The sequence below is a fragment of the Acinetobacter sp. 226 genome (assembly GCF_048147925.1).
Classification (GTDB): Bacteria; Pseudomonadota; Gammaproteobacteria; order Pseudomonadales; family Moraxellaceae; genus Acinetobacter; species Acinetobacter pecorum.
This window is the reverse complement of the sequence record NZ_JAYWYX010000011.1, coordinates 58308-75745: the sequence shown is the minus strand read 5'-3', so window position 1 is coordinate 75745 and position 17438 is coordinate 58308. Positions and strand designations below refer to the sequence as shown.

The following is a 17438-nucleotide window of genomic DNA, read 5'->3' as shown; positions in this document are numbered from 1 at the left end:
ATTTTTTTATTTATAGAACTTGTTGAATCACAAAACCAAGCTGCTCAAGCATTTCACGCTTTGCTACCGGTGCGACCACAGCCTTGGTTGCCTGCTGCTCGACCAGATAGGTCTGTGCAACACGCTTCAAGTCATCCAGCGTGACATGCAACAAACGTTCCCGAAGCTTTTTACGGAACGCTGGTGTGCGTTGATGCAGATAGGCATAACATGCAGTAATGGCTTCGCCTGCCGGTGAACCCGGTTTATCCATGCTGGCAATCAGACCCAGAATGGCTTCTTCCAACTGGTGTGGCTGTTGTGGTGCATTGAGTAACCACTGGATACTGGCATCAAAATCCTGGAAAGTTTCTGCTAGACGTGGGTCACGATAGCTATAGAAACGGAACGAACAGGCATTGCCGTCATAGCTCGCACCACCACCATAGGCACCACCTTTTTCACGAATGGCGCTGTGCAGGAAACCATTACGTAAATAACCCGCCAGTACCATCAATGCAGCAGCATCAGGGTGTGAGACTTCAACTGCCGGATAAGCAGCCGCACAGAACTGGACATTGGCTTGAATCAACCAAGCTTCGTGCTGATCATGGGTCAGTTTTTCGACTTGAGTCAGTGCAACCGGTGCTGGATCAACCGCAAGTTTGTCCCAGACATTCTGGATTTCTTCGATTAGATGCTCAGATTGTGGTTCTTCACACACTAGCAGGAATTGCTTTGGTGCTTGCAACAAGACCCGATGAATCCGTTTTAATTCATCAATCAGCAGATCATATTCAGCCGGATCTTTTTCGATCTTAGACACCAGTTCGATCAGCCAGTTCAATGCACCCAGACCGGTATTATGATAATCACGCAAAGCCAATGCACTATGCTGACGTGAAGCGGTCTGCATCGCATAACTATGTCCAGAACCGGAAATACGTGACTGCCAGCGCGTTTTACGCTGTTGTAGCAGCTCGATAATACGGTCTTTTTCATCAAAACGGAGCTGTTCAAAACCAATCTTCAACAGACGGATCGCATCGAGATGATTCACCAAAGATTTAGTGGTCAGGGTTAGCCAAGCAGTAATCTTGTTTTTGTCATCCACTTTCGAACGCAAAGACGCGCCCATGCCCAGACCACCGCTTACCGCTGTTTGCAGTTGCTGGAACTCAAGATAATCATACTCACCCGCACCGACTTCACCCATCAGGATTGAAAGCAGATTAAAGTAAGGCGACTGCACCACTTCATCCGGAATATTAACCAGAACCTGTTGATAATAAATACCATTAGTTCCGGCATGATACAGGTTCAATGGCGTATCGACGTGGTTACAGATAATCTCGCGTAACTGACCTTGCACAATCTGTAATTCCGCAGGCACATCTTCCAGACCGACTTTCGGCAATAAGTTCAAGTCATCTGGTGTATCCTGACGCACATTTAATGCCTCAGTCTGTGCAATAATTTCAGCTTTTTGCTCTTCAGTCAGATTCTTGCCAATTTCAGCCAGACGTGCTTTTTCATCCGCTGCTTCTTTGGCAGATTTGGTCGCATCCGGAACCAGTGTCAATTGGACACGATGTGGGTTATCCAGCAGATGCTCTTTGATCAAATTGGATAACCACATTGGATCTTGCAGTTCTTCTTTGACTGCAGCAATGGCAGAGTCCACATCCCAAACTTCGACCGGATCACGATGATGAATCGCGCTGCCCAGACCGCTCAGAATCAGGCTTAAACCATACGGCGTACCATCACCATTGATTTCACGCTGATGCAATTCGATTTGATGCAGAATCGCATCGACCATGTTCTGATCAACCGGTTTAGACGCTACCTCTTCTAGAACCTTGAATACACCATTTTTAAATTCTTCTGCATGTTCAGGATTTGAACCTTGCACCGCACAGTAGAAAGTCATTTCAAAGTTAGAATCATCCACGCCCATAAATGGACCTGTTGCATCTGCATAACCACAAGTTTCCAGATAATGACGTAGTGGTGATGCAGAATCTTCGAGTAGAATTCCTTCGACTAAACGCATACCTAAACGCAGTTTAATATCACTGGCTTCCGGCAATAACCAAGACAGCACATGATAGGTCTTGTCCTGTAGGTCTTCGGCATCAACCGCATAGCTGTCGGTAACCGTCAATGGTGCAGTCAGGCGGGTTTCAGGTGTTGGATAGAGCGTCTGACCTTTTTCAAATTTAGACAATGCCAGATTTTCAAACTGCTCTTGCAGTTCGAATGCGGTTTTATTGCCAAAAGTCATGAATACTGCATTACTAGGATGGTAATGTGACTTATAGAAATCAACTAACTCCTGGTAAGTTAGATCAGGAATATCTTTAGGATCACCGCCCGAATTATAGTGATAAGTCGTGTTTGGGAATAAATGATGCGCAAGCGTGTGATAAAGCTGATCTGAAGGCGAACTCATCGCACCTTTCATTTCATTAAAGACCACGCCTTTATAGACAGGCTCGCCATTTTCCAGCTCAATACGAATACCTTCCTGAGCAAAATCCAGTGGATTCAGGTTGGCAGCGAATGCGGCATCCATATACACTTCGAGCAGATTCTGGAAGTCCTTGCTGTTTTGGGTCGCAAATGGATATGCAGTCCAATCCGCCGCAGTAAAGGCATTCATAAAGGTGTTCAGTGAACGGCGAATCATCAGAAAGAATGGATCGCGCACCGGGAATTTTTCTGAACCGCATAACGCGGTATGTTCCAGAATATGCGCTTCGCCTTTAGAGTCCATCGGCTGGGTACGAAATGCGACCAGAAAGACATTTTCATCGTGATTGGTCGCCAGGTGATAATGTGTGGCGCCAGTCACTTTATGTTTATATTCAGACACGAAAATGTCTAAAGCTTCAACATGTTGTTGACGTACCAACTGAAACGCAGGATGTACAGTTTGAGAAATGGTTTCAGTGACATCTACAGTCATGCGATCTCCTAATGCTTTAATTAAAATAACTAAGAGCATTATAGCTTTAGTTATCTGAATTATTCACGTTGAAAACCGAGGATTTTGATCGAATTAAGTAAACTTGATCATTTGAAAATTAAATCATCAAATTTACCATCCAGATTCAGCTTAGGTACTATAAGCTTAGGCAATCAGATATTTAAAATAGTTATAGCTTGGATTATTTTCAACAAATACATAGTTCTGTTTTTGATAGAAACTGGCAGCCAGCCGGGTATCGGTTTGCAAGCATAAAGCGGAATAGTGCGGACGTGCCAGTTGTTCCAGATAAGCCAAAAGCTGCTTACCCACCCCATGTAGCCGATATTTTGGATGTACATAGAAGCGGCGCACACGGCCAATACGTTCCTCAATCCCATTATCGCCCCATTGCTGGTTGAGACCACCACAGGCAATCAGTTTTTTACCGTCATGTGCGATCAGTAAATGCTCATTGGCTTGAGCAAAGCAGTTCTTCCCAGTGCGATATTCTTCAATTAACTTATCCATCACATCTAGGCCTTCTTTGCGCGCCAGCGTTGCGAGCGCTTCGATTTGGTCAGGAAGTTGTTCGACTTTTACAATTTTAATATCCATATACGCACGCTATTTAAAATGATTGTGAAAATGAGGTTCGCAGAACGACTTAAAAGTATCATACCAAGCCCGAATTATCCTTATAAATAAAAGTTGACACTTAAATCAATACTGATGAGTGCCGGCGCCTAAAAATAAGTCAAAACTTAGACCAAAGATAGCTCCTGAATAAAATACAGCATTTTTGAGAAATATTTGAAAATGATTCAGCAAACTACAGCATTTCCAAGCAATCGTGTAAACTTGATACTTTCATTTTTAATGTGATATTTGAACATGGCAAATGTTGATCTTTTTGCAATTGGTAATGCGCTGATTGACCAAGAATTTAAAGTTTCTGATGATTTCTTAAATGCACATCACTTGCAAAAAGGCACCATGCAACTTGCAGATGGTGAAACTCAGGCCACTCTTTATCAAAATCTTCAAGCGACTCAGGTGTATAAAGGACAGGCTTCTGGTGGTTCAGCAGCCAATACTACGGTAGCATTTTCAGCACTGGGTGGTTCTGCATTTTATGGTTGCCGTGTCGGTAATGACGAACTCGGGAAAATCTATCTGAAAGGTTTAAATGATGCTGGCATTGAGACTACAACCCAATCGATTAGTGAAGGTGTAACAGGTACCTGTATGGTGCTGGTCAGCCCTGATTCTGAACGCACCATGCATACCTATTTGGGTATTACGGCTGAACTGAGCAATGCACAAATCGATTTCAGTCAACTGAATACAGCAAAATGGCTTTATCTTGAAGGCTATTTGTCGACTTCGGATACCGCACGGCAAGCTGTAAAACAGGCACGTGAAATTGCCCGTGCTAACGGTGTTAAAATTGCGTTAACTTTATCTGATCCGGCAATGGTGCAATATGCCCGTGCAGGCCTTGATGAAATGATTGGCGATGGTGTTGACCTGCTACTGTGTAACCAGCAAGAAGCCTTGATGTACACCGAAACCGACAGTCTTGAGGCTGCTTTACTTAAACTGAAAAGCTTAAGTCAGCACGTTGTCATTACATTGTCAGCCGAAGGTGCACTTATTTCAGATCATGAGAACACCTTTAAAGTACCAGGCCGTAAAGTGACTGCAGTCGATGCAAATGGGGCTGGTGATGCTTTTGCCGGTGCTTTCCTGTACGGATTAAACGCCAATTTAGGTCTGCAAGCGTCTGCAGAACTGGCAATTCTTATTTCCAGTCAGATAGTTTCACAATTTGGTCCACGCCTGGCAGTTGAAGACTATGCAACCTTATTAAAAGACTTTCGAAAGGAATGTGCTTAATGTTTAAAATTTGCATGACGGAAGACATTCCAGAGCGTGAAGCACGCTCTTTTGAGCTTCCAGATGGTGATACAATTTTCATCACCCAACGTGATGGTGCATTTTATGCCTATCAGAATTTGTGCCCACATTTGCAGGTTGAACTGGAATTTCTGGAAAACCAGTTTCTGGATCGCGATCAGGAATTTATTGAATGTTCAACGCACGGTGCACTATTTCTGGTGGAAAGCGGTGAATGTATTTCTGGCCCTTGCCAAGGTCAATCACTTGAAAAAGTAGAGATTACCGTGCATTCTGATGGTGGAATTTACCTCTCAGAATAAGACTAAAACGGACAACACCATGCCTGCATTTTTTCTAGACTATAATCTGATGCCTTTCCATCTCAGCTTATTGGCGATTATTCTGTTTGGCGTGGTGAAAACCGTTTGTTTCTATTTTGGGCTGAGACCCAGTAAAATTCTGCAAAAAATTTCACCCTATGATTTTCAGCATGTTGATCTGTTAAATGTGAAATTTTCAAAAACATTGATTGTATTTTTTTTCCTGATGAATTTCAGCTTTGCCGGCTATGTCTTGCAATTTCTGATTTATTCTCAGGAATTCAAGTTTCTCCCCGCTTATTACCTGATTATTCCCGCTTTGATCATTGCGACCTTTTTCACGATTTTTATGATTCACTGTCTGGATCAAGTCATTCCACCCAAATATAAAAAGAACAATGTCAATTTGCTTGGCCGGCTGGCAACGATTTCAAGTGGCAATGCCCGCCCCGGTTTTTCTGCTCAAGCACGGGTACGGGATGAATATGGGCAACTCCATTATGTACAGGTAGAACCGGAATTTGGTGAGCTTGGTTTTCAATCGGAGATTATCCTTATTCGCATAAGAAAATCTCATTATATAGCCAAGAAAATCTGCAAGTCTAACCAGCTGTTTAGCCTAAATCTGGATTAAATATCAGGTCATTTCTCATATTCAAAATCCTGACGGCTATCAGGATTTTAGTTTACAGATTTATTTTTTGAGAAGCCCCGAAACCATACTTAGTACATTTTGTATATCGCTGTTGGCTTCCTGCTTACTGGTCTGTTCACCTTGTGGGGTAAGAGAGTCAATAATCTGCGGCAATACCTGTGAAATAGCACCATATACATCTTGCTTAGGGGTATGAGTTTGCTGCGCTACCTCTTCAACTTCCTGCTCATCGAACAGGTTTTGTACCTGCTGCGGATCAACATGAGCATTTTCACCGGGACCTGTCGATACCCAATCGTCTACCTGACGAGTAAGGCCTTGGCCTTTTAGCTTGTCCAAGGCACCCTGCAAGCCACCCTGTTTTTGTATCCAGGCCAACACCAGAGGCAACACGGCGATCAACAAAGTTTTGCCGGTAGAACTCCCCCCGAAACCTGAGCGAGGTTGAGAAGTGCTTTGACTACTGGCACCACCTAGCTGACTGAGGACCGAACCTAAGATTGCACTCAGGCCATTTTGGCGTGTTTGCTGACCGGTTTGATTCTGTTGATTTTGGGTTTGTTGATTTTGCTGAGGATTGGATTGGTTTAAATGCCCTAATACTGAGCCTAGAATATCTGCCAAACCGCCCTGTTGTGAAGTTTTCTGCTGCGATTGTCCACCACCTAATGCCTGCTTTGCTAATATTTCCACAATATTACTTAGGTTTGTCATGTCCTATATCCTATGTGCATTTTAACTACAGGATACGGCCTGCCTTCACATTGTCTAGGCCAGATTGTGTTAATATTTGCAATCTTGATAAAGCAGATTTTCGGCTTACCAGCGAAATTTATCCCAGTTTTCCGGGTTAGCCCAAAACTTGGAATTAAACCAGTCTGGCACATGCTTATAGGTTAAAATATTAAATTGCCACAGCGCAAAATCTGCCTCATGTGCGGTCTTGTCGATCAACTGGGTAAATCCCAGAGCTCTCAATAATTTTTCGTTGTGCAAACGACTGACTACCACCAGACGTTTGGCAAACAAATCACGCAATTTCACCAAAATTTGGCTCATCATCTGTTCAGACAAAAATTCAGTTTCTGTGGTATCCAGCCTCACCACAGCCAGGTCATAACGTTGCTGAAAAGGCAGATTTAAAAAGCCAGATACGCTAAAATAGTGCCATTGAATAGATGGCTGAAACTGGACTTGGCTCAAGTCCTGCCCAATACAAATAGCAGTATGAATTGGCTGTTCCTGTGCGAAATCGTCTAGCATTGAAGTAATGACATTCTGCTCAGCCATAACTGCATCCTTATGATTTAAGTGAGTAATCTTTATGGAACTTCAGGGCATTTGCCATAAAATGCATGTCGGCCTCAAAGACCTTAGTGTAACTGATCAACAGATACAGCGGGCAAATGTTGAGTATAAATTAATTCTGGATCGTGCAGAAATTGATCTTCCGTTTAATTTAGGCCAAGACATCGAGATTGAATGGACGGGGAAAATTTATTGCGTATCTTGTGGCAATAAAACTTCAAAATCTTTCTCGCAAGGTCACTGTTTCAAATGTTTTAAGACCAATGCTTCATGTGATATGTGCATCATGAAGCCAGAAACCTGCCATTATCATTTAGGCACTTGCCGCGAAGATGAATTTGCCCAGAATGTCTGCTTTCAACCGCATATTGTCTATCTGGCCAATTCCAGCGCATTAAAGGTCGGGATTACCCGTACCAGCCAAATGCCGACCCGCTGGCTGGATCAGGGCGCAACCCAAGCCCTGCCGATTATGAAAGTTGGCTCACGTCGCCTCTCTGGCAAATTGGAAGTCATGTTTGGTACGCAGGTCGCAGACAAAACAGATTGGCGCAAGCTGCTCAAAGGTGAAGCAGAACCACTGAATCTGATTGAAGTACGTGAGCAGTTGTTAGAAGAATTTGCACCTAAAATTCAAAGCATTCGTGAAGAATTTAATCAGAATCTTGAGTTTAATGAAAATATTGAAGTGCTTGAGCAGGAATTGGCACGCGAGTTTATTTATCCGGTCGAGCAATATCCAGAAAAGATTAAATCACATAATCTGGATAAAACTCCGGTGATTCGTGGCAAATTACAGGGTATTAAAGGTCAGTATTTAATTCTGGATACCGGTGTAATCAATATGCGTAAATATACCGGTTATGAACTGATTATTCGTGCTTAAACCCTCATTTGGCTAGAGCATAAAAAACCAGCCTGCGGGCTGGTTTTTTGGTTAAGATCATCTTATTTGATTTTTGCCTGAGATTTCAGATAACGCGTATAGTCATCAAATTCCTGCTGACCACGAAGTTGCTGATATAACTTCACCAACTCACTACGTTGCTCTGCACTCAATACATCTACCGGGTTCTTCTTCACTTCTGATACTGCAACTACAACCAGCTCATTTGGCATTTTCGTTGTCGTTACTGACCAGTAACCTGCTTTTGGTGTCGGAAGACTAAATGCTGCGCGCTGTACATCGCGTTTTAGCAAACCTTCAGCACGTGTGTAAACACCCGCATTTTCAAAGATCAAATCACCTTTTGCTACAGCTGCAGCCGGTTTGGTTTTAAACTCATCCAGAGCTTTCTGAATTTTTGCTTTTGCCAATGCAGCTGCTTTGTCTTCAATCAATAATGTCTTAACTAGCGGTTTGGCTTCTGCCAGTGTCTGTTCACCGGCTGCATGATAATCACGTACCTTAATCCAGGCTACATCACCATTGGCCAGCTGGATACTGGATGAAGCATTACGATCACCATTTTTAACATCATCATTGAACAGTTTGACTTTGAGGCTGGCATCACTCAGCACTGGATCTCGGGTCGAAAGTTTTACCCCTTGGGCTTTCTGAACCTGTACACCTTTGACTTCTTGAGTAACGACATCCAGAGAATCACTTCCTACCACCATATCATTCAGTGTATTGACCATATCGGAGAATGCATTGGATTTTTTAGCAGCCAAAACTTCTTCAGATAAACGCGCTTTTTGTGACTCAAAAGAAGGAACCGCAACATCTGGAGTTTGTACAGAAATAATATGATATCCATAATTTGTTTTCACCGGCGCAGACACCTGACCCGATTTTAAAGAACCAACTGCCTGGTCAAATGCGGTACCGAATACGCCTTCTTCATAGACAGCAATTGCGCCACCTTTCGACTTGGAATCAGGGTCTTCAGAATACTGTGCGGCAGCCTGGGCAAAACTTGTTCCAGCTTTAATTTTTGCTACAATTTCAGTTGCCAGTTTTTTTGCTTCTGCATCACTACGACTGTCCGCCGTAATTAGAATATGCTTCACCTCTGGTTTAACTGCCTGTTTTTGTTTAGCAACAAAAGCTGTATAGGCTTCCTGAAGTTCAGCATCTGTCACCGCTAAACTCTGTGCCTGAATATCGCTTGGCTTTAATACCACATAGTCCACATCTACACTGGTGGGCTGCTTAAACAGGGGTTTATGTTTTTCATAATAGGCAGCAATTTCTGCATCAGTTACTTTGACGTCTTTTTTATAACGATCCAGATTAATACTCGAAATATAAATATGGCGTTGTTCAGTTTGCAAATCAGCAATCTGCTGCATTTCGACCGGGCTCACCAGCGGATAATCCAGAAAAGTCGATGACAACATCTTCAGTGCATGATCTGTACGTAAACTTTCGATCAAAGCACGATTGGTCATGCCAATTGATTTCAGATAGTTTTCATATAAAGCATTGGAGAACTTGCCATCTTGCTGGAAAGTAGGCTGTTGGGCGATCATCTGTTCAATCTGCTGGTCACTGAGACTGATTCCCAATTTTTCAGCCTGTTGCAACAATAAAGTACGGGCGACCAGCGTATCCATGGCTTTTTGGTCGATGAAGCTTTGATTCAGTAAAGTTTCATCCCCATTGGCATAACTGAGATATTGTTCTTTAAATGATTTCGTCAGTGTCTCTAATTCTTTTTGAGATATTTCAGTTCCGTTTACTGATTTTGCTGCATCAGAACTTCCGCCGCTAAAATATCCTTCAATACCTACAAGTGCTAACGGGGTCAAAAATAGAACGAGCAAGACTTTGCCCAACCAGCCCTTAATAACTTTACGAAAAGCTTCCATAAGTATTCCAATATTTTATTTGCCAAGGATTTTAACCGAAAATACCCATTGAATGAATGTGTTAATCATCTCAATTAAATTTATTAATAAAAAACGCGCCAAATAAGGCGCGTTTTGTCGCTAGAAAGACTTAAGCTACAGCGTCTTTTAAGCCTTTACCTGCTTTGAAACTAGGTACTTTGCTTGCTTTAATTTCAAGAGTAGCACCAGTTTGTGGATTACGGCCAGTACGTGCAGCACGTTCTTTCACGCCAAAAGTACCAAAACCGACTAAAGTTACAGTATCACCCGATTTTAAAGCTTCAGTAACAGAAGCAATTGTAGCATCTAAAGCCTTACCTGCGTCAGCCTTAGATAATCCCCCTTTCTCTGCAATTGCATCAATTAATTCTGATTTATTCATGAAGATTACGTCCTCTTAATATCGTTTATTTAAGGTTCAAGAATTGGTTTAACATGCCATAACGCCTTTATAGCAATGCTTTAGGTATAAACGCAATACTTAAGAACCTCTTTTTTTTCAAAAAATATGCGAAAAAAACATTGAATAATAAATAAAGTCATTTTATTTGTGTTTTTTTCGATAATTCTTCTTTCATTTTTTCTTGTTCCGCAGTCAATTGATCAACTTTGGCATGCAACTGAAGGATTAAACGTTCCAAATATTGTACATCCTTCAGTGTGACTAATCCTATACGATTCAATGAATGATGAACAGAGTTGTCAATTAATTTTTCCACTTTGTCTTTGGTGTCGATAACCGACTCTTTGGCTTTCTCCGAAACCTTTTCTACAGTTTGATCAGCAATATCGACAGTTTTAGATTCTAGTTCTTCACCCACCTTGACCAGCGAGTCAAACAGTTTGTTGCCCTCTTCCTCTGCCCGAGAAAATGCCCCTAGCCCTGCCAGCCAGATCTGTTTGGTGTATTTACGAAAATCAAGGACCGATTTGCGCTCTGAGGCAGATTTGGACTTGGCTTTTAGCGTTTTCTCATTCGAAGCTTCCGCTGAATCTTGTGCTGTTTTTGACTTGTCCATGTGCACGGCTCCTGCTTATTTTCCACTCAATTATTATAAATTATTCTACAAAATCACTGCATAATAGCAAATTTAGTACTTGATAGATTTGGTAAACTGTTCTACAAAGCAATTTATTTCAAGTCTAATTTGATTTAACCCTGAAATCTTTATTACAGGCAGGAAGCTTTTTCACTTTATATTTCAGGTAAGGATTGGTTGTATATGAGCGAATCGCAACAAAGTCAAAATCAACCGCATTTGTTGCTTACGATGATGTTAATTGTTCTTGAAACAATATTTACCTTCATTCTCAAGCATGATCGTGTCGTTGCTCTACAGGCCAAAAAGTTTGTAGATGAAAATATCTCGGTTAAAATCAATAGCTATATTCCATATTTTGACTTTTATGTGCAATTCACCCCAAACGGGCTATTGTTTGACCATAAAGCACCAGGCCGCATTGTAGATCTGGATGTACGCACGACCCTCCCTGACCTGATTAAAATTTTTATTTTTGGCAATCGTCGCAGCATCCGCAATATGCGCATTGATGGTCATCAGGTTTTAAAAGATGAGTTTCGTGATCTATTAACTGTATTTAGTTTACCAAAAGTCTTGGCTGACTGGAGGCACTGGCTGTCCGAGGCACCTACAGATGAGACAGAAATTGTTGCCTCTAAAAAGCGTATTGCACCACTTCTAAAGAAAATTGAAGAGCAACGTTCCAAGATCAATACCTTGCAGGTAGAAGTTAAACAGTACAGAAACCGTCTGAAACGGATCGAGCAACGTCAAAAGCGCATTAATATTGCTTTTGGCCTGAGCACCATACTTTTGATTACGTTATTAGTGTATAATTGGCTGAGTGTGTAAATCTTTCATTATCCAAAATTTAAATCCCACTAAGGTCTACCAAAAATAACTTGACTATTTTAGTCGGGATTCTTAGAATTGACACATCTAGTCTAACCATGTGTATCGAATCATGCGCCTAACCACTCGCGGTCGCTACGCTGTGACTGCTCTGCTTGATCTAGCTTTACAGCCTTCTGAAAAAACGATTACGCTCGCTGAAATTGCAGCACGCCAAACTATTTCTGTCGCGTATCTTGAGCAGTTATTTGCGAAACTCAAACGCCATGGCTTAGTTTCAAGTGTTCGCGGAGCAAATGGTGGTTACCATTTAGCACGCAATGCAGATGAAATTACAGTATTAGCAATTATTGAAGCTGTAAACGAAACAGTTGATGCGACTCGCTGCGACCATAAAGGCAACTGCCAGAATGGCGCAATGTGCTTGACTCATGATTTATGGCAGGAACTCTCCCATCACATTGCCGATTATTTAGCAAAAATCTCGCTTGCTGATCTGGTTGCGCGTGACAATGTACAAACCGTGTCATTACGCCAAAATTCAGCCCCCTTTGATTCAGCCCTTTTATCGGTTACAGGTATTTGACATGAAACGTCCGATTTATCTTGATTATGCAGCTACAACTCCTGTAGATCCTCAGGTTGCTGAACGTATGATGGAATGCTTAACATTCGATGGTACCTTCGGTAATGCAGCATCTCGTTCACACGCATATGGTTGGCAGGCTGAAGAAAAAGTTGAATATGCACGTGAGCAAGTTGCCAATTTAGTTAAAGCTGATCCGCGTGAAATCGTATGGACCTCAGGTGCGACCGAGTCAGACAACCTTGCAATTAAAGGTGTAGCTCATTTCTATGCATCTAAAGGTAAACATATTGTTACCTCTAAAATTGAACATAAGGCAGTTTTAGATACCTGTCGTGAGCTTGAATCCGAAGGTTTTGAAATTACCTATATTGAACCACAGCCTAAAACTGGTTTAATTACACCTGAGATGGTACAGGCAGCGATTCGCCCAGATACGATTCTTGTTTCCCTGATGATGGTAAACAATGAAATCGGTACGGTGACTGATGTTGCAGCGATTGGTGAAATCACTCGTGCCAACAAGATTTTCTTCCATGTCGATGCTGCCCAAGCAGCGGGTAAAGTTGAAATTGATCTTTCGACTTTAAAAGTGGACCTGATGAGCTTCTCTGCACACAAAATTTATGGTCCTAAAGGTATCGGCGCATTATTTGTACGTCGCAGCCCGCGTGTACGCCTTAAAGCTGAAATGCATGGTGGCGGTCATGAACGTGGTATGCGTTCAGGTACGCTGGCAACACATCAAATCGTAGGTATGGGTGAAGCTTTTGAACTTGCAGGTAAAAACCTGGAAGCTGAACAGACTCGTATACGCGTACTTCGTGACAAGCTTTGGAATGGCCTGCAAGATTTGGAACAGGTTTTCCTAAATGGTCACCCGACTCAAAACGTTGCAAACTACCTCAACGTAAGTTTCAACTTCGTTGAAGGCGAATCTTTGATGATGGCATTGAAAGATGCTGCGGTATCATCAGGTTCAGCATGTACATCTGCAACACTTGAACCATCTTATGTACTTCGTGCGCTCGGTCTTTCAGACGAGCTTGCACACAGTTCGATCCGCTTCAGCTTTGGTAAATACACCACTGAAGAAGATATCGATCACGTATTGACTATCACTAAAGCTGCTGTTGAGAAGTTACGTGAACTTTCTCCGCTTTGGGATATGTATAAGGAAGGTATTGACCTTTCTAAAGTTGAGTGGGCTGAGCACTAATTTTCATCCTGAGATAGTAACGAATCCGTTGCTGTCTCATTGAGAAAAGTTTTTTTACCCCCATATTTAATACTAAGGCTGACCCCGAGGTTTGGAGAAGCAACATGGCTTATAGCGAAAAAGTAATTGATCATTACGAAAACCCTCGTAATGTTGGCGTTTTAGACAAAAATGCTGAAAACGTTGGTACTGGTATGGTTGGTGCGCCAGCATGTGGTGACGTGATGCGTTTACAGATTCAGGTAAACGACGAAGGCGTGATTGAAGAAGCACGTTTTAAAACTTATGGTTGTGGTTCTGCCATTGCATCAAGTTCACTCGTGACCGAATGGCTCAAAGGTAAAACTTTGGATCAAGCTCAAGCGATCAAGAACATTGATATTGCTACTGAACTTGCACTTCCACCAGTAAAAGTACACTGCTCTGTTCTTGCTGAAGATGCAATTAAAGCAGCTGTAGAAGACTACCGTAGCAAGAAAGTTAAAGCTTAATTGTTCCACGTTTTGAAATTTTAACGGAGTTTTCATGATCCATTTAACTGAAAATGCTGCAACTCATATCAGCAATTATTTAAAAAATCGCGGTAAGGGTGAAGGTATTCGCGTTGGTGTGAAAACTTCAGGCTGTTCTGGTCTGGCTTATGTGCTCGAGTTCGTAGATGAAGTCGATGCACATGATCAGGCTTTTGAACAGTTTGGGGTTAAAGTATTCGTTGACCCGAAAAGTCTGGTTTATCTTGAAGGTATGGAGATGGACTACGTTAAAAACGGCTTGAACGAAGGCTTCGAATTTAACAACCCCAACAAGAAAGGCGAATGCGGTTGTGGTGAGTCCTTCACTGTATAAACCCGACAGTTATTCTCTTTGACATTAAAACAGTGTGTTTCACACTGTTTTAATTGCATTTATACAGTTATTTTTGCACATTAATCGCGGATCACCTCTCCCATGAATCATTTTGAGCTGTTCAACCTTCCTGTAGCACTCGATATTGATTTGGCGGCTTTAAAGACTGAATTCTTAAAGTTGCAGCAACAATATCATCCAGATAAAGCTGAAGACAAAGATCAGGCGCTGATTAAATCAAGTGATATCAATCAGGCATTTAAAGTCTTGTCAGCAGTCGATAGCCGTGCAGCATATTTACTGTCTCTCAAGAAACAGGATTATCACTTAGATCAGTCGATCAGTGATTTTGAATTCTTGCAGGATGCTCTGGAAATTCGTGAACAACTGGACGATGCGACTTCTGCTGAAGATTTAACCTCACTTAAACTCGAAGTCCAGCAATGGATCGAAGGTCTGGTTCGCGAGTTTAAAATTGATTATGCGGATGAAGACTGGGCTGAAGCACGCGATACAGTGCGTAAACTACGTTTCTTTGTCAAAGTCATGGCCGATATCGACAAAGCGGAAGACCGCTTCCTGGACGATGACAGCTTTGATCTTGATGATGATTTCTAATTTTTTTAATATTTAACGTGCAAAGGATGTAACACTATGGCTCTCTTGCAAATTGCAGAACCAGGTCAATCAAGTGCACCACATGAACACCGCATTGCGATTGGTATCGATTTAGGCACCACCCACTCTTTGGTTGCCACGGTTCTTTCAGGTAAAGCCAAAGTACTTAATGACGAACAAGGTCGTGTGCTACTTCCTTCTATCGTGCATTATGCAGAACAACAGACTCAATACGGCAATGAAGCAGCGCCTTTCATTATTACTGACCCGAAAAATACCATCGTTTCTGTGAAACGCTTCATGGGTCGTTCAAAAGCCGACATTAAATTCCAGCATCCCTATACATTGGTCGGTGAAGCGAATGAAATGCCGGCTTTTGAAACTGTGCAGGGTCGTAAGACTCCGGTTGAAATTTCTGCAGAAATTTTAAAGCAGTTAAAAGACCGCGCTGAAGCAAGCCTGCAAAACCCGGTCAATGATGCAGTCATTACTGTTCCAGCTTACTTCGATGAAGCGCAGCGTCAGGCAACCCGTGATGCTGCCCAGCTTGCCGGCTTGAATGTTTTACGTTTATTAAACGAACCTACTGCAGCTGCCGTGGCCTATGGTCTTGATCAAGAAAGCAATTTAAGTACAGATCGCAACTATGTGATCTATGACTTGGGTGGCGGTACTTTCGACGTTTCCATTCTGCGTTTTTCTCAAGGTGTGTTTGAAGTTCTGGCAACCGGTGGTCACACTGCGCTCGGTGGTGATGACCTGGATCGTTTAATCCTGAAATGGGCCAAAAAACAGCTGAATATCGAGACTTTGAATGATACTGAATATGCACATTTCATTGTCGCTGCGCGCAAAGCCAAAGAAGCTTTGTCGGATGCAGATTCAGTTCAACTCCAGCTGCTTGATCAAGTATTAACACTGGATCGTCCGACATTTGAAGACATCATTAAAGTTGCTTTAGACAAAACCATCAGCGTCTGCAAACGTGTTATGCGTGATGCCAAGCTTGAACTGAATGACATTCAGAATGTCGTTTTAGTCGGTGGTTCAACACGTTCTTATGCGGTACAAAAAGCTGTGCGTGAAGTGTTCAACCAAGAACCGCTATGTACCATCAATCCAGATGAAGTGGTGGCGATTGGCGCATCAATTACTGCGAACCAATTGATTGGCAATTCAACCGATGGTTCATTGTTATTGGACGTGACCCCATTGTCTCTTGGTCTTGAAACCATGGGCGGACTGGTTGAACGTTTAATTTCACGCAATACCGCAATTCCGGTGGCTCGTCGTCAGGAATTTACCACTTATCAAGATGGCCAGACTGCCATGTTGATTCATGTGGTTCAAGGTGAACGTGATCTGGTTGAACACTGCCGTAGCTTGGGCCGATTTGTGCTGCATGGCATTCCACCAATGACTGCTGGTCAGGCACGTATTGAAGTGACGTTCCAGGTCGATGCAGATGGCTTGCTGACTGTATCTGCCAAAGAAACCACCTCTGGTGTGAATGCCCATATCGATATCAAGCCATCTTATGGTTTATCGGGTGAAGATACTGAACGTCTACTGCTAGAGGGTTATAAGTTCGCTGAAGAAGATAAAAATCTTCGTCATTTGAATGAAACCAAAGTTGAAGCACGGCGTGAGCTGGAAGCACTGATTCAGGCACTTAAGGTAGATGCCGCTCTTTTAACGGAAGATCAGCTTACAGCTCTGCAAACTGCACAAACCCAACTTGAAACTGAACTTCAGGGTTCAGATATCAAAGCAATTGAATCTGCCGTTGAACAGCTTAAAATACATAGTGATGCTTTTGCAGCAGCACGTATGAATCAACATATTGATGCTGCTCTCAAGGGTACTAAACTCGACGACTGGTCAAACTCAAACTAATTTAAGGTAACGACTATGCCACGTATTAAAGTTCTTCCACATGCGCAGATTTGCCCCGAAGGTGCTGAGTTTGAAGTCGAACCAAATGCCAATCTTTGCGAAAGCCTGCTGAAAAATGGCATTAAAATTGAACATGCTTGCGATATGTCAGCTGCGTGTACGACCTGTCATGTAGTCGTGCGCAAAGGTTTTGACAGCCTCGAAGAAATGAATGATGTTGAAGCTGATTTACTGGATCGCGCCTGGGGTCTAGAACCAGACTCACGTCTTTCTTGTCAGGTTAAGCTAGACGGTGAAGATCTGGAAATTGAAATTCCCAAATATACAATTAACCATGCGTCGGAAAATCATTAAGATTTTCGCTGCAAGCTCGATAAAAAACCACGCTCAGGCGTGGTTTTTTCTTTGCTAGAAAGAATTAAACTAAAT

At 42.4% G+C, this 17438-nt stretch carries 19 protein-coding genes; 12 read left to right on the top strand and 7 right to left on the bottom strand.

The features are described from left to right. Window positions 1-10: 10 nt before the first annotated feature. Together VXP95_RS07060 and VXP95_RS07055 are read right to left on the bottom strand one after the other, a co-directional pair. Window positions 11-2950, bottom strand: coding sequence for an insulinase family protein (locus VXP95_RS07060; RefSeq protein ID WP_416681099.1), 2940 nt, complete (start codon window positions 2948-2950; stop codon window positions 11-13). A 165-nt stretch (window positions 2951-3115) separates the two neighbouring features. Next, window positions 3116-3568, bottom strand: coding sequence for a GNAT family N-acetyltransferase (locus VXP95_RS07055; protein WP_144723977.1), 453 nt, complete (start codon window positions 3566-3568; stop codon window positions 3116-3118). Window positions 3569-3844: 276 nt separating this feature from the next. Between VXP95_RS07055 and VXP95_RS07050 the strand changes: the two genes are divergently transcribed. From VXP95_RS07050 to VXP95_RS07040, 3 genes are read left to right on the top strand one after another with little or no spacing between them, the layout of a single operon-like run. Next, entirely contained in the window at window positions 3845-4849 is a 1005-nt protein-coding gene (locus VXP95_RS07050; protein WP_416711753.1) for an adenosine kinase, read from the top strand. A gap of 14 nt (window positions 4850-4863) precedes the next feature. Further along, window positions 4864-5172 carry a Rieske (2Fe-2S) protein gene (locus VXP95_RS07045; protein ID WP_171486361.1) on the top strand — a complete coding sequence of 103 codons (309 nt, stop codon included), beginning with the start codon at window positions 4864-4866 and terminating at the stop codon, window positions 5170-5172. 19 nt (window positions 5173-5191) lie between these two features. Then, a complete protein-coding gene (locus VXP95_RS07040; protein WP_064096085.1) occupies window positions 5192-5806 on the top strand; it encodes an OB-fold-containig protein in 615 nt (204 codons plus the stop codon). A 60-nt stretch (window positions 5807-5866) separates the two neighbouring features. Here the strand turns inward: VXP95_RS07040 and VXP95_RS07035 are convergent, their stop codons facing one another. Further along, entirely contained in the window at window positions 5867-6541 is a 675-nt protein-coding gene (locus VXP95_RS07035; protein WP_416711752.1) for a YidB family protein, read from the bottom strand. 105 nt (window positions 6542-6646) lie between these two features. After that, window positions 6647-7117, bottom strand: a complete 471-nt coding sequence (locus VXP95_RS07030) for a DUF6231 family protein (RefSeq protein WP_416711751.1) — start codon at window positions 7115-7117, stop codon at window positions 6647-6649. Window positions 7118-7151: 34 nt separating this feature from the next. Here VXP95_RS07030 and VXP95_RS07025 point away from each other — a divergent pair, with 34 nt between their 5' ends. Further along, on the top strand, window positions 7152-8021 hold the full coding sequence (locus tag VXP95_RS07025) for a DUF2797 domain-containing protein (protein WP_005096774.1): 870 nt from the start codon (window positions 7152-7154) through the stop codon (window positions 8019-8021). A 62-nt stretch (window positions 8022-8083) separates the two neighbouring features. Here the strand turns inward: VXP95_RS07025 and VXP95_RS07020 are convergent, their stop codons facing one another. The 3 genes from VXP95_RS07020 to VXP95_RS07010 all read right to left on the bottom strand — a co-directional run bounded on the left by VXP95_RS07020 (window position 8084) and on the right by VXP95_RS07010 (window position 10989). Then, entirely contained in the window at window positions 8084-9949 is a 1866-nt protein-coding gene (locus VXP95_RS07020; protein WP_416711750.1) for a SurA N-terminal domain-containing protein, read from the bottom strand. A 130-nt stretch (window positions 9950-10079) separates the two neighbouring features. After that, entirely contained in the window at window positions 10080-10352 is a 273-nt protein-coding gene (locus tag VXP95_RS07015; RefSeq protein ID WP_004279807.1) for an HU family DNA-binding protein, read from the bottom strand. A gap of 157 nt (window positions 10353-10509) precedes the next feature. Further along, complete coding sequence (locus VXP95_RS07010; protein WP_064096080.1) at window positions 10510-10989, bottom strand: phasin family protein; 480 nt, start codon at window positions 10987-10989, stop codon at window positions 10510-10512. A gap of 204 nt (window positions 10990-11193) precedes the next feature. Between VXP95_RS07010 and VXP95_RS07005 the strand changes: the two genes are divergently transcribed. From VXP95_RS07005 to fdx, 8 genes are all read left to right on the top strand, one after another. Beyond that, window positions 11194-11844: a hypothetical protein gene (locus VXP95_RS07005; RefSeq protein ID WP_144723971.1), complete on the top strand. Its 651-nt coding sequence runs from the start codon at window positions 11194-11196 to the stop codon at window positions 11842-11844. Window positions 11845-11956: 112 nt separating this feature from the next. Continuing rightward, window positions 11957-12430 carry an Rrf2 family transcriptional regulator gene (locus VXP95_RS07000; protein ID WP_005096769.1) on the top strand — a complete coding sequence of 158 codons (474 nt, stop codon included), beginning with the start codon at window positions 11957-11959 and terminating at the stop codon, window positions 12428-12430. Between the two features lies 1 nt (window position 12431). Then, window positions 12432-13649, top strand: coding sequence for an IscS subfamily cysteine desulfurase (locus VXP95_RS06995; protein WP_064096078.1), 1218 nt, complete (start codon window positions 12432-12434; stop codon window positions 13647-13649). A gap of 104 nt (window positions 13650-13753) precedes the next feature. Further along, window positions 13754-14140 (top strand): Fe-S cluster assembly scaffold IscU, encoded by a 387-nt coding sequence (gene iscU / locus VXP95_RS06990; RefSeq protein ID WP_004279815.1) that lies wholly within the window; start codon window positions 13754-13756, stop codon window positions 14138-14140. Window positions 14141-14174: 34 nt separating this feature from the next. Further along, a complete protein-coding gene (gene iscA, locus VXP95_RS06985; protein WP_005107159.1) occupies window positions 14175-14495 on the top strand; it encodes an iron-sulfur cluster assembly protein IscA in 321 nt (106 codons plus the stop codon). Window positions 14496-14597: 102 nt separating this feature from the next. After that, window positions 14598-15113, top strand: a complete 516-nt coding sequence (gene hscB, locus VXP95_RS06980; protein ID WP_064096077.1) for a Fe-S protein assembly co-chaperone HscB — start codon at window positions 14598-14600, stop codon at window positions 15111-15113. 36 nt (window positions 15114-15149) lie between these two features. Next, window positions 15150-17009: a Fe-S protein assembly chaperone HscA gene (gene hscA, locus VXP95_RS06975; protein WP_416681095.1), complete on the top strand. Its 1860-nt coding sequence runs from the start codon at window positions 15150-15152 to the stop codon at window positions 17007-17009. Between the two features lie 15 nt (window positions 17010-17024). Further along, complete coding sequence (gene fdx, locus VXP95_RS06970) at window positions 17025-17363, top strand: ISC system 2Fe-2S type ferredoxin (RefSeq protein WP_191731178.1); 339 nt, start codon at window positions 17025-17027, stop codon at window positions 17361-17363. Window positions 17364-17438 lie beyond the last annotated feature (75 nt).